Below are 12,518 nucleotides of genomic sequence, written 5' to 3'. Positions count from 1 at the left end.
CGGTACGGGCCCGGCCGCCGTCATCTGCTGCTTGCCGGGATCAGCCCTGGTCCGGGGCCGCGTATTCGCCGTTCTTGAAGCTGACCGGCTTGAAGGCGTCGGCCTGCGGGCCGCCGTGGTAGGAGTCGGTGTAGGCGAGCTTGCCGATGATGCTCTCGTAGTTGAGCGACTGGATCGCCTTGGAGAGCTCCTCGCCCTTGTACTCACCGGCCTTCTCGATGGCGGCCGCGACCATCTTCACCGCCACGTAGGCGTACGTGCTCAGCACCGACGCGCCTTCGCCGTACTTGGCCTTGTAGGAGTCGAGGAACTTCTTGGTCTCGGGGTCGGGCGACCCGTAGTTCACCGGCGTCAGCGAGACGACCTTGTCGGCCGCCGCCCCGGCGGTCTTGGGGATGGTCGGCGTGGAGTAGGCCAGGTCGCCGATGATCTTGCCGCTGTAGCCCGTCGCCACCAGGGCCTTCAGCAGCAGCGCGTCGCTGGAGCCGCCACCGCCGTACACGAAGACCGCGTCCGGCTTCCGGCTGGCCGCCTTGCTCGCCTGGGCGGTGAAGTCGAACTTGCCGCCGTCGAACGCCTCGGAGTTCACGATCGAGATTCCGGCCGCCTTGGCGGCGTTGGAGATGTCGGTGTTGCCCTCCTGGCCGTACGGGGTGTTCGCCCAGATGATGGCCGCGGACTTGACGCCCTGCGCCTTGGCGTGGTTCACCATGGCCTGGGAGTTGGCCTTGCCCGGCAGCGGCACGCCGAAGACGTGCTTCTTGCCGTTGGCGATGTGCGGCTGCGCGACCAGCAGCACCTGGGTGACGCCGTACTGCTCGGCGAGCGGGGCGGACGCCATGGCGTTCGCCGTGATGCCCGGACCGATCACCACCGGCACCTTGGTGTCGGTGGCGAGCTTCTTGAACCCGGCGGTGGTCAGGTTCACCGAGCCCTGGTCGTCGACGGTCTCCAGCTTGAGCTTGCGGCCCTTGACGCCACCGGCCGCGTTGATCTCCTCCACGGCCAGTTGCATGCCCCTGGACTCCTGCTGCCCGACGGCGCCGACGGCACCGGTCATGGAGTTCAGCACGCCGATCGTGTAGGTGTCGCCGCTCGAAGCATCAGACTTATCCGAGCCAGACGACCCGCAGGCCGTCCCCGTCAAGGCCATGGCGGTGAGGACCGCGATGACCATGCCGCCGCGCTTGGCTGCTTTCATGGTGTCTCCTCAGTGATCGCCTTGGTCTGGCGATGCAAGGCACCCCTGCGTAAGCCGGGAAGTGAATACGTCAGAGTTTGCAGGACCAGGACTCCTCAGGACAACCCCCTGATCCCCGTGTTCTTACTGGTGGGCTGGATCTGGACGGTACCCGGCCCGGTCTCGCGGCGGGATCCGTTCCTGGACTAGAGTGCAATACATCAGTCTTTTACATCGAAGTAACGTGACCCGGCATCGGCCGTCCCGCGCACGGTGCGGGACGACGGGCCGGGCATCCACAGGGAGGCGAGCCGCGTGCACCCGACACCCGAGACCACGGCGGAACTGGACGCGCTGCGCGAGACCGTCCTGCGGGCCTCCCGGGATTTCGGGCACGAGTACTACGTCCGCTCGTCCGAGGCGGGCGACAACGCGCGCGAGCTCTGGCAGGCGCTCGGCGCGATCGGCGCCCTCGGCGCGAGCATCTCCGAGGAGCACGGCGGGGCCGGAGCCGGCGTCCACGCCCTGTCCGTCGTCGCCGAGGCGATCGCCGAGGCGGGCGTCCCGCTCATGCTGATCGCGCTGTCACCCGCCGTCTGCGCCACCATGATCGACGGCTTCGGCTCGCCCGCGCAGAAGGCCGAGTGGCTGCCGGGACTGGCGGACGGCTCCCGGGTCCTCGGCTTCGCCATCACCGAGCCCGACGCCGGGTCCAACACCCACAACCTCCGCATGCGCGCCCGCCGCGACGGCGGCTCCTGGGTGCTCTCCGGGCAGAAGTACTACGTCTCGCACGTCGACAACGCCGACGCGCTCCTCACCGTCGCCCGCGTCGAGGACGAGCTGAAGGTGTTCCTCGTCCCCACCGACGCGCCGGGCCTCACCACGAGCCCCATCAAGGTCGAGATCCTGTCGCCCGAACGGCAGTACAACGTCTTCTACGACGACGTCCGCCTCGACGACTCCGCGCTGGTCGGGCCCGACGCCGGCATGGCCGTCCTGTACGCGGGGCTCAACCCCGAACGCATCGTCAGCGCCGCCCTCCTCAACGGCATCGCCCGGTACGCCATCGACATCGCCGCCGCCTACGCACGCGAACGCGTCGTCTGGAACGTCCCGATCGGCGCGCACCAGGCGGTCTCCCATCCGCTGGCCCGCGCCGAAACGGCCCTGGCGGCCTCCCGCCTCCTGACCGCGTCCGCCGCCCGCGCCTTCGACGCCGGCGAGCCCGGCGGCGTGGACGCGGCCATGGCGAAGCTGACGGCGTCCGAGACCGCCTCCACGGCACTCGACGCGGCCATGCAGACCCTGGGCGGCAACGGGATGTCCCGCGAGTACGGCCTGGCCACCCTGCACGGGCTCGTCCGCCTCTTCCGGATCGCCCCGGTCAGCTCGGAGATGCTGCTGAACCACGTCGCCCACAAACGCCTGTCCCTGCCCAGGTCCTACTGATGCGCGTACGACGTGAAGGGCCGCTCACCCGGGCGACCCTCTCCCGCCCGCCGGTGAACGCCCTGGACTCGGCCACCTACCGGGAGATCACGGCGATCTGCGCCGCCATGCGTCCCGGCGAATGCCTGCTGATCGACGCGACGGGCCACGTCTTCAGCGCGGGACACGACCGCGCCGAGCCGGCCGACGGCGAAAGCCTCGCCATCGGGGCCGCCGCCCTCACCGCCGTCCTGCGCTGCCCCGCCCCCGTCGTCGTGGCGGCGCAGGGTCCGGCGATCGGCGCCGGGGCCCTGCTCCTCGCCGCCGCCGACATCCCGGTCATCGCCTCGGACGCCTGGCTGAAGCTCCCCGAGCTCGACGTCGGCGTGACGGTGGGCCACGCCATCCTCAGCCGCCTGGTCCCGCCCGCCCTTGCCGCCCGCGCCCTCCTGACCTCGGAACGGATCCCCGCCACCGCCCTCACCGCCGCCATGGTCTGCCCCCCGGGCGATGTCCCCACGGTCGCCACGACGGCGGCACGCGACGTCCTCGGCAAGCCCGCCGGCCTCGTCGCCCTGGCCCGGAGGAGCTGGGGCGAACGCGAACAGGCCGCGGCCGGCTACGAGGCCGAGGTCGCCGCCTTCCAGGCCCGGAACGCCGACGCCTGACGCCGCAACACGAGCGCACCGATCCAGTATTTTTTCGGCGAAGGGGGTCGATCTCCCGGGCGGCGGCGTGCGTCATTGATGCTATGGAACCGCTGACCCCGGAAGACCCGGCGCGCATCGGTGACCATGTGCTGGTCGCACGGCTCGGGGCCGGTGGCATGGGCCAGGTCTACCTCGGCCGCACCCCCGCCGGGACCCCGATCGCCATCAAGGTGATCCATGAGCGGTACGCCCGCGACGAACGGTTCCGGGCCCGCTTCCGGCGCGAGGTCGCCAACGCCCAGTTGGTGAGCGGCGCGTTCACCGCGCCCGTGCTGGAGGCCGACCCCGACGCGCCCATGCCGTGGCTGGCCACCGCCTACCTGCCGGGCCTGTCGCTCCAGGAGGCGGTCAAGACGCACGGGCCGTTCCCGACGGAGGCGGCCCTGGCGCTGGCGGCAGGGCTGGCGGAAGGGTTGGACTCCATCCACCGGGCCGGCGTCGTCCACCGCGACCTGAAGCCGTCCAATGTGCTGCTCAGCGGTGAGGGCCCGCGGATCATCGACTTCGGCATCGCCAGGGCGGCCGACGACGACGCGCTGACCCGTCCGGGCGGGGTGCTGGGAACACCCGGCTACATGGCGCCCGAGCAGGCCGCCGGCGAGGAGGTGGGCCCGGCGGGCGACGTCTTCGCGTTCGGCGCGGTGCTGGGGTTCACCGTCCTCGGGCATCGCGTGTTCGGCGACGGGCCCATCGAGGTCCTGGTCCACCGGGTGCTGCACGAGGACCCGGACCTGGACGGGATCCCCGACCCGTTCCTGCGCGGCCTCGTCGCGGACTGCCTGTCCCGCAATCCCGCGCTGCGTCCCACGTCGGCGATGCTCCTGGACCGGCTGAGCTGGACCGGCGCGGCGCCGGTCGGGGTCGGCCGGCTGCCCGCGCCGCTGGCCGACGCGGTACGGGCCAGGCAGGGGGAGCCGCTTCCGGCCACCATGGCGCTCCCGCGCAGGGTCCGCAGGAGACGGCTGCTGATCGCCGGCGGTCTCGTCGCGGTGGGCGCGGCGAGCGCCGGGCTGGGCGAGCTGGCCGCGTGGTGGCGGTCCCGCGACGGCGGCGCGCCGCCGCCGAGCCCCGAGTCCCCCGCCGCGGCCGCCGGGGGTCCGGCGAGCGGCGGCCCGGCCCAGGGACGGGTGCTGTGGCGGTGGCGGGACGCGAGCACGGAGGCGGTTCCCGTCACCGACGCGAAGACCGCCTACGTGGCGACCTCGACCGGCGATCCGATGGGCGGCGAAGGGTGGCTCCTGGCGATCGACGTCAGGTCCGGGAAGGAGCGCTGGAAGCGCGACATCAAGCGCTCCACCCAACGGGCGATGATCGCGGAGGGCAAGGTCGTCGTGCTGGAGGCGGGCGGGCTCCGCGACGCCGCCCGGGGGGGCGCGCTGGGGGCTCACCGCCTTCGACGCCGCGAGCGGCAGGCGGCGCTGGTCGGTGCCGCTGACCGCCCCGGTGCAGCCGCCGCTCGCCGTGGACGGGCTGGTCATCGTGGCCGAGGAGGCGCTGATCGCGTTCGATGCCGGTACCGGGACCGAACGGTGGCGGCGCTCGCTCGGCTGGGCCGCGAGCCATCCGGTGATGACCGCGGGCGGCGGGGCGCTCTGCCTCCTGACCAAGGAGGAGGTCCGGGTCCTGGAGACGGCGTCGGGCGCGACCGAGTGGAGTCACCGCGCCGAGGGCTTGGCGGCGGCCGTACAGGACGCGGACACGGCCTACCTCACCGACCCGAGCGGCCAACTCCATGCCCTGCGCCGGGGCAAGGTCGGCTGGAGTGCCACCGCCGGAAAGGTCGTCCGGCCTCCCCTGGTGTACGCCGACTCCGTCATCGTCCACGACCTGAACGGATCCGTGCGGGTGTTCGACAAGAACACCGGAAGGCAGCGGTTCTCCGTGCCCGTCAAGGCCGGCGGCTCCGAGGCGGCGACGGCGCCGCTGGCCCGCGTCGGCGGCAAGCTCTACACGCCCGGCGCCGACACCGTCCATGCCATCGATCTCAACCGCGGGCGCCTGAGCTGGCGCGTCGGCCTGGGCGCCGAGGTCGAGGGGGTGGCCGCGGTGGACGGGATCGTCGTCTGCTCGACCGGTGACCTGGTCGCCGTCACCGGCCCCTGACCGGCCCCTGCACACCCCCTGAACGGCACGGACGGCCTTCGGCCCCCGCCATGGAGAACCGATGGAACCCCTGCAACCCAACGACCCGAGGCAACTCGCCCAGTTCAAGGTGCTCGCCAGGCTGGGCCAGGGCGGCATGGGCGAGGTCTTCCTCGGCGCCTCCCCCGGCGGACGGCCGGTGGCCATCAAGCTGATCCACCGTGAGCTGGCCGACGACCCCGGGTTCCGCGCCCGGTTCCAAAGGGAGGTGGAGATCGCGCAGACGGTCAGCGGCGTCTTCACCGCACCCGTGCTCCGCGCCGACACCGAAGCGGAACGGCCCTGGCTGGCCACGTCCTTCCTGCCCGGCCTGTCCCTGGAGGAGGCGGTCCGGTCGTACGGGCCGCTGCCGCCGCCCAGCGTCCGGGCGCTGGCGGTGGGGCTGGCGGAGGCGGTCCGGTCCATCCACCGGGCCGGTGTCGTGCACCGCGACCTCAAACCGGCCAACGTGCTGCTCGCCCCGGACGGGCCACGCGTGATCGACTTCGGTATCGCGCGGGCCGCGGACTCCGCCGCGATCACACAGAGCGGCGAGGTGATCGGGTCCCCGGGTTACATGGCGCCCGAGCACATCGCGCGGGGCGCGGCCGAGCCCGCCTCCGACGTGTTCTCCCTGGGGGCGGTGCTGGTCTTCGCCGTCACCGGAACCGGGCCGTTCGGGGACGGGCCCGTCCACCAGATCCTGCACCGCACCATCCACGAGCCGCCGCGACTGGACGCTGTGCCCGACCCCGTGCTCCGCGACCTCGCCGCCGCCTGCCTGGTGAAGGACCCCGCCGAACGTCCCGGCCCCGAGCAGGTGACCGCGCGGCTCGCCGACTCCGCGACCATGGAGCTGCACGGCACGCGATGGCTGCCCCACCAGGTGGTGGCGGGGATCGGCGCCCGGGTCACCGAGCCCGTCCCGCCGCCGCTGCCGGTCCCCCGGCGGCGCCGGATCCCGCGGCGGGTGCTGCTCGCCGGCGGGGCGGTCACGGGCGTCGCCGCGTTCCTCGTGGTCGACGACATGCGCGACCGGCCGGCGACCCCGCCGGGACCGGTGCGCTGGATGGCACGGCTGCCGGGGCGGGGAGTGTGGCGGGAGCGCGACCTGGTGATCGCCGAAGGGGTGCTGCTCGTCGCCGGCGGCACCACGTTCGCCGCCGTCGACCCGCGCGCCGGCCGGGTCCTGTGGAGCGTCCCCGATGTCGTCACCGACACGGTGGAGCGGCTGCCGTTGTCGTCCGGCCGGTTGTTCCTGCTGTTCAGGGACGGCCGGCTCGGCGCGTACGACATCGCCACCGGCCGGGAGGCATGGTCACGGGCCCTCGGTGCCGGCGCCTCACGCCCGTCCGCGGTGGTGGCGGGCGGCGTGGTGTGCGCCCCGGCCGTCCGCGAGAACGCCCTGATGGCCTTCGACGCCCGCACCGGCCGGCCACGGTGGACCCGCGGGCCGCTGTCGGGTCACGCGCCGGTCGCGTCCGGACGCATGGTGTGCCACCTGCCCAGCGGCGACCGGCTGGAGGGCATCGACGCGACGACGGGCCGCCGCACGTGGGCCGCCGACCTCCCGCAACCCGTGTCCGTGCCCCTCCAGAAGGCCGGTGACCTGATCCTGGCCGTCACCGGCACGCCGCAGGCGCCACCGAACCGGGTGCTCGCCTTCACCGCCGCGGACGGACGGCAGCGGTGGGAGACCGACCTCGCCGCCCCCATCTCCGGCGACGGGATGCTGAGCCTGGCCGACGACACCACGATCTACATGGTGTGGTCGGCGGGGGTGCTGCACGCGCTCGACCGCCGCACCGGGCGGCGCCGCTGGACGTACCCTCTCGGCACGGTGCGGACCTCCGTCGACCCGCCCCCCGTGATCGTCACCCCCGGCCGGCTGTTCGCGAACACGCGCACCGGCCTGCTCGTCGCCGTGGACGCCTCGAACGGCCGCGGCCTGTGGCAGCAGCGGCTGCACCCCGACAGCCGCGGCGGGCCGGTGCTCGCCGACGGCCTGCTGCACATCGGCGACCGGGGGCTGTCCTCGTTCGACCCGGCGACCGGGCGGCTGGTGAGGCGGATCGGCGCCGACCACCGCTCCCGCCCGATCCACGCCGAGAACCTGTACGCCTCGGGCGGCACCCTCTACCACGCCACCTCCGCGGGAGAGATCCTGGCCATCCCCAGCCGTTCCTAGCGCCGGGCGGGCATCACCGTCAGGGTTTGCGCGCGATGCCGCCGTACATGGCGATGTCGCGATCGTCGACGGTGCCGACCTCGACCGGGTCGGGGTGCCACTTGTGGATCTGCACCACCCCGGGCTCCTCCAGCTCCAGGCCGTCGAAGAACTTCACGGCCTGCTCATGGGTCCGGAACTTCAGGGTCTCTCCGTGCGCGTGGTAGACCTCCTGCACGCGGGCCAGCTCTTCGGGCGCGAAGTCGTCGGTGGCGATGGCGGCGGCGAAGTAGCTGCCCGACGGGAGGGTGTCCACGATCCGCTCGACCACCCGGTACGCCTCGTCGTCGTCCTCGATGAAGTGCACCATGGCGATCAGCGTCAGGCCGATGGGCCGCTTCAGGTCGAGCGTGTCCAGCAGCGCCGGAGCGGACAGGATCTTCTCCGGCTCCCGCATGTCCGCCTCGATGTAGGCGGTCTTGCCCTCCGGGGTGCTGGTCATCAGCGCCTCGGCATGGACGAGCACGATCGGGTCGTTGTCGACGTACACCACCCGGGAATCGGGCGCGACCTCCTGGACCACCTCATGGAAGTTGGGCGAGGTGGGGATCCCGGTGCCGATGTCCAGGAACTGGCGGATGCCCTTCTCGGCCGCCAGGTAACGGGCCACGCGATGCATGAACGCGCGGTTGGCCCGCATATGGATGCGCAGCGCCGGCCACACCTGCAACGTGGCCTCCGCGGCGGCGCGGTCCGCCTCGTAGTTGTCCTTGCCGCCCAGGATGTAGTCGTAGATCCGCGCGCCGTGCGCCCTGTCGGTGCCGAGGTCCACGTCCGTGCCGGCCTGGTCGCCCGGCGAAGCGGCCTCCGGCCGGCCGTCGTCGAGATCAGTCATGCCCCTGCGCCTTTCGCTCGCCCACGCCCGTCGTGGCGAGAGTAACCAATGTCCGCGTTTCGTGCGTCATTTCGGACCTGGGGATGCGCGGCACGGTGCCGGTTGATACGAATGAGCGTCGTGCGCACATCGGATCGGTGGTCGTTCATCGCCCTGGGCGTCGGAATCGCCGCAATTCTCGGCGGTGTCCAGGTGGCGGCCATGCTGGACGAGCCGCCCGCGGCACCCCGGCCGACCTCCGAGTTCTGCCCGGACGGTCCCACGGGAGCGGCGCGGTCCGACACCGGTTACAGGGACGAGGCGGAACCGTATCGCGGCGCCGGTCCGCACCGGATCGCCGTCGACTGGAGTTCCGCTCCCGACGGTCGCGCGGAACTGCCGGAGCAGTGGAATGCCGGCACGACCGCCGATGGGCCCAAGCCCCGGCTGGTGGCCTGCGTTTATCAGGAGAGCGTGGGCAAGAGCGAGAAAGTCCGCGACTGCCTGTACACAGGCCGATCCTTGAACGTACGGGCCGATCCCGAGGGGGCGACGAAAGTCGCGCTGTTGAAGGCCCGGTACGTCGTCCGGCTGTACGAGGCCAAGACCGCCAAGCCGGTCGGCCTGCTCCAGGTGGCGGGCGGTACGGCATGCCCATCGACTTACACCAAGGGCTCCGGCGGATCCATTTTCCAGGAACCCGACACGAAGGAACTGCGGGCCGCCTTGCGTCCCTATGTCGAGCGCACCGTCAACGCTTAGCGGCCACCTGTCACGTCTCCTTACATAGATTGGGACCGTGCTGGCTCGCTTCCGTGAATATCCCCCGCCGCTTCAGACCGTCCTGGGTGCTCGTTACTGCGCCACCTGCCGCGTCGGTGGACAGGATTTTCTGCTTGAGGGGGACGAGCCGTTCACCGCCCCGGTCGTGGCGGCGGCGCTCACCCGGCTCGGGCTGCGGATCGCCGCCGTGAAGGCGGGCGACTACCCGATGGATTGGCAGGCCGACCTCCAGGACGACCAGGTTCCATGGCAGGACGGGGACGCGCCGGTCTACGAAGTGTGGTGCCCCAGCGGGAGACCGGACCAGGCGCACAGCCTTGTCATCCCCGGCGAGCGGTGGCCGCTGATCGGCGTCGGGCCGGACAGCCACGGCCGCTGGAGGCGCAGGTGGTGGCGCCGCGCCCCCGGCTGGCTCACCCTCCACCTGCGGGTGACGCCGGAGCAGGCGGAGCGGTGGGCGCGGGTGTTCCAGACGACGCTGCCGTCACCGGACGAGGTCCACGACCTGGCCGCCGCTCCCGCCGACGCGGACGACGTCGGCCCGGGCCTGCTCAAGGCGGCGGAGTACGCGCCGAAGGACCGGGCCGCGATGGGCGCGCGTTACTGGTCGATCTGCGAGCTGCGCATCGGCCGCCGGGAGAGCCCCGACGACCACGTGCTGATCCAGGCCGATGAGCCGCTGACACCGGAGATCGTGACGGCGCGGCTGCGGGCGCTCGACCTCGAACCGCTCACGGTCGAGTGGAAGAGCCGCACGTGGAATCCCGACCGATGGGTCGCGACCCTGGCCGCCCCGCCGCCGCGGGGCCGGCTTCGCTATCGCGTCCGGCGCGGCAAGGACGACAGGGCGGACACGATCCGGTGGCTCACCCTGAGCCTCGGCCAGGCCCACCTGTACTTCAGCCGGCGCACCGGCCGCTGGGAGCGCTGGTCGGGGCGCATCCCCGGCGCGGGATACGCGCCGCACCACCTGGACGACGTGAACGACGATGACAGCGAGCTGCTTCTCGTCGGCCGCGAGCAGGCCGAGCGGTTCGCGCGCGCCCTGGACCTCGACCTTCCGGACGAGGACACGCTCGTCGCCCTGGGCGGCGAATACCGGCCGGGAGAACCGGATCCGGCGTCCCCGCCGACACGGTTGAGGCGAGGCCGGGAACTGGGCCCGCGCTTCCGGGAGGCGATCGGCGCGCGTTACTGCACGACCGTACGGCTGTCGCCGCGCCCGAGCTGGGAGGCGTGGACGGGGTGGGCGGATTGGGCGGCGTTCGCGGTGCTGCTGTTCGGCGACGAGCCGTTCACCCCGCCCGCGGTCGCTCGCGCGCTGGAGGAGCTGGGCGTGCCGGTCACCGCCGTCCGGCCCGGCGACTGGCCACCGGGCGAGTGGATGGTCGATACGGCCGTCACCCCGCGGTGCTGGGACGACCCGGTGACGGCGGTCTGCGACGGCACCCGCTACGACGAGATCCGGTATCTCGAACGGCGCCTCGCCGACCCGCCCGTCCATGTCGGCGGCGACTTCGATGACGGGCGCTGGCGCCCGCTCCTGTGGACCGCCGACCTGCCCCGTTCCTGGTGGGCCCATGGGGAGGACCCCAGGTTCCCTCATCTGGCCAACGGCGAGAGCCGCTTCCTGGTCACCCGGGAGCAGGCCGAACGCCTGGCACGCGCCCTCGGGACCACCGTCCCCTCGGACGACGGGCACCTGGGCCGCGCCGCGGCCCAGGCCCTGGAAAGCCTGCGGTGCGCGGAATACTCGCCGTTCCTCCGGCGGGTCTACGGTGCCCGCTATTGGGCGAAGTGCCGCCTGACCAGCCGGACCGAGCCGGAGTTGCAGGCGATCGTGCTCGGGGAGCGTCCCCTGGACGCCGCCGCCGTCTTGGAGCAGTTGGACCGGATGGGAGTGGCGGCCGAAGACCTGACCTGGCACCGCCAACGCCTCATTGACGAGGACGACGACGAGGACGGCGAGGTCACCCTCGTGGCGGAATGGAGGGGCCGGCTCGTGTCCGCGCCCCCGCCCGATGCCTTCCGCTACCACGCCTCCGGCCTCCGGCCGTCCGGTCACGTCCGGGAGATCACCATCTCCAGGGGTGACATCAGCATCTGGTACGCCGACTCCCTGGCTCGCTGGGACCGTTCGACCCGCGACGACCCGTCCCCGGGCCCGCTCGTCACCAGGCAGACCGCGGAGAGGATGGCACGGCTCTGGGACGGTCACCTGCCGAGCGAGGGGACCCTCACCGAACTGACCTCGCCCTACTCCCCGTAGGGCCGTCTCAGGTCACCAGACCCCCGCGGTAGGCGTGGACGACGGCCTGTACGCGGTCGCGCCGCCTCGCTCAATACCGCTCCAGCCGCACGCTGGGGAGGAGCCTGGCCGGCGGGGCGGGCAGCCACCAGGCGCGGCGGCCCATCAGTTCCATGGCCGCCGGGACGATGAGGCAGCGGATGACGACCGCGTCCACGAAGATGGCCACCGCCATGCCGAAGCCGGCCTGCTGGAGCATCCGGTCCGGGCTGAGCATGAACGCGCCGAAGATCATGATCATGATGGCGCCCGCGGCGGTGATCACCGAGCCGGTGTGGGCCAGCCCCTCCCGTACCGCGTGGGACGGGTCGTCCCCGGACCGCTTCCACGACCCTGCCGACCAGGTCACGCTGGACGAGTCGGTGAGCATGGCGCTGCTCGTCGTCCTGGAGCGGCTCTCCCCGGCCGAGCGCACCGCCTTCGTGCTGCACGACGTCTTCGCCGTCTCCTTCGCCGAGATCGCCGAGGTCGTCGGCCGTTCGCCGGCGGCGGTGCGCCAGCTCGCCTCGCGCGCGCGGCGGCGGGTCGAGGACGGGCGCCCGCGGACGCCCGCGACCAAGGACGAGCAACGCAAGCTCGTCGAGGCGTTCACCGCCGCCTGCCTGGACGGCGACCTGCCGGTGCTCATCGCGCTGCTCGACCCCGACGTCGTGCTGCGCGGCGACGGCGGCGGCAAGGTCGCCACGTTGCGGCACATCGAACGGCGGGCGGAACGGGTGGCCCCCATGCTCCTGTCGCATGCCCGGGCCCAGGTCGCGGGCCTGGCGCACATCCTGACGACGGACGTCAACGGCGTTCCCGGGCTGGTGATCCGGGGCGACGAGGGCGTGCTGTCCGTCATGGCCTTCACCGTGGACGGCGGATTGATCACCGCGATCGACTCCATCCGCAACCCGGACAAGCTCGCGGCCGTCCCGGACCTGAGCTGAGCCGGCCGCCCCTTC

At 72.5% G+C, this 12,518-nt stretch carries 9 protein-coding genes and 2 pseudogenes; 8 read left to right on the top strand and 3 right to left on the bottom strand.

The window, feature by feature from the left end:
• Window positions 1-40: 40 nt before the first annotated feature.
• Window positions 41-1,201, bottom strand: coding sequence for an ABC transporter substrate-binding protein (locus ACGWYJ_RS02195; RefSeq protein ID WP_395103781.1), 1,161 nt, complete (start codon window positions 1,199-1,201; stop codon window positions 41-43).
• Between the two features lie 294 nt (window positions 1,202-1,495).
• Here ACGWYJ_RS02195 and ACGWYJ_RS02190 point away from each other — a divergent pair, with 294 nt between their 5' ends.
• The 5 genes and pseudogenes from ACGWYJ_RS02190 to ACGWYJ_RS02170 all read left to right on the top strand — a co-directional run bounded on the left by ACGWYJ_RS02190 (window position 1,496) and on the right by ACGWYJ_RS02170 (window position 7,630).
• Entirely contained in the window at window positions 1,496-2,632 is a 1,137-nt protein-coding gene (locus ACGWYJ_RS02190) for an acyl-CoA dehydrogenase family protein (RefSeq protein ID WP_395103780.1), read from the top strand.
• Window positions 2,632-3,279: an enoyl-CoA hydratase/isomerase family protein gene (locus ACGWYJ_RS02185; protein WP_395103779.1), complete on the top strand. Its 648-nt coding sequence runs from the start codon at window positions 2,632-2,634 to the stop codon at window positions 3,277-3,279. The genes ACGWYJ_RS02190 and ACGWYJ_RS02185 overlap by 1 nt, the downstream gene beginning before the upstream one ends.
• An 83-nt stretch (window positions 3,280-3,362) precedes the next feature.
• A pseudogene (locus tag ACGWYJ_RS02180) lies at window positions 3,363-4,091 on the top strand (serine/threonine-protein kinase); the annotation flags it as partial.
• 625 nt (window positions 4,092-4,716) lie between these two features.
• Window positions 4,717-5,424: pseudogene (locus ACGWYJ_RS02175) on the top strand (PQQ-binding-like beta-propeller repeat protein); the annotation flags it as partial.
• A 61-nt stretch (window positions 5,425-5,485) separates the two neighbouring features.
• On the top strand, window positions 5,486-7,630 hold the full coding sequence (locus ACGWYJ_RS02170; protein ID WP_395103778.1) for a PQQ-binding-like beta-propeller repeat protein: 2,145 nt from the start codon (window positions 5,486-5,488) through the stop codon (window positions 7,628-7,630).
• A gap of 19 nt (window positions 7,631-7,649) precedes the next feature.
• On the opposite strand, the gene ACGWYJ_RS02165 is transcribed toward ACGWYJ_RS02170, so the two are convergent.
• A complete protein-coding gene (locus ACGWYJ_RS02165) occupies window positions 7,650-8,504 on the bottom strand; it encodes an SAM-dependent methyltransferase (RefSeq protein ID WP_395103777.1) in 855 nt (284 codons plus the stop codon).
• A gap of 111 nt (window positions 8,505-8,615) precedes the next feature.
• Between ACGWYJ_RS02165 and ACGWYJ_RS02160 the strand changes: the two genes are divergently transcribed.
• Window positions 8,616-9,245, top strand: coding sequence for a hypothetical protein (locus ACGWYJ_RS02160; RefSeq protein WP_395103776.1), 630 nt, complete (start codon window positions 8,616-8,618; stop codon window positions 9,243-9,245).
• Window positions 9,246-9,282: 37 nt separating this feature from the next.
• Entirely contained in the window at window positions 9,283-11,535 is a 2,253-nt protein-coding gene (locus tag ACGWYJ_RS02155; RefSeq protein WP_395103775.1) for a hypothetical protein, read from the top strand.
• Window positions 11,536-11,605: 70 nt separating this feature from the next.
• Here ACGWYJ_RS02155 and ACGWYJ_RS02150 read toward each other — a convergent pair whose 3' ends face one another.
• Window positions 11,606-11,839 (bottom strand): MMPL family transporter, encoded by a 234-nt coding sequence (locus ACGWYJ_RS02150; RefSeq protein WP_395103774.1) that lies wholly within the window; start codon window positions 11,837-11,839, stop codon window positions 11,606-11,608.
• On the opposite strand from ACGWYJ_RS02150, the gene ACGWYJ_RS02145 reads away from it, so the two are divergent.
• A complete protein-coding gene (locus tag ACGWYJ_RS02145; RefSeq protein WP_395103773.1) occupies window positions 11,814-12,503 on the top strand; it encodes a sigma factor-like helix-turn-helix DNA-binding protein in 690 nt (229 codons plus the stop codon). The genes ACGWYJ_RS02150 and ACGWYJ_RS02145 overlap by 26 nt on opposite strands.
• Window positions 12,504-12,518: the final 15 nt, after the last annotated feature.

Origin of the sequence: Actinomadura sp. SCN-SB (assembly GCF_043906805.1) — a bacterium.
Taxonomy (GTDB): Bacteria; Actinomycetota; Actinomycetes; order Streptosporangiales; family Streptosporangiaceae; genus Spirillospora.
Note: the sequence above shows the minus strand (reverse complement) of the source record. Positions and strands in the feature narration are given on the sequence as shown.

What these genes read in the sequence shown, in the direction of transcription:
- ACGWYJ_RS02170 (WP_395103778.1), top strand. Translation starts at nt 5,486, where the DNA reads ATGGAACCCCTGCAACCCAACGACCCGAGGCAACTCGCCCAGTTCAAG.
- ACGWYJ_RS02185 (WP_395103779.1), top strand. Translation starts at nt 2,632, where the DNA reads ATGCGCGTACGACGTGAAGGGCCGCTCACCCGGGCGACCCTCTCCCGC.
- ACGWYJ_RS02145 (WP_395103773.1), top strand. Translation starts at nt 11,814, where the DNA reads ATGATGGCGCCCGCGGCGGTGATCACCGAGCCGGTGTGGGCCAGCCCC.
- ACGWYJ_RS02195 (WP_395103781.1), bottom strand. Translation starts at nt 1,201, where the DNA reads ATGAAAGCAGCCAAGCGCGGCGGCATGGTCATCGCGGTCCTCACCGCC.
- ACGWYJ_RS02160 (WP_395103776.1), top strand. Translation starts at nt 8,616, where the DNA reads ATGAGCGTCGTGCGCACATCGGATCGGTGGTCGTTCATCGCCCTGGGC.
- ACGWYJ_RS02165 (WP_395103777.1), bottom strand. Translation starts at nt 8,504, where the DNA reads ATGACTGATCTCGACGACGGCCGGCCGGAGGCCGCTTCGCCGGGCGAC.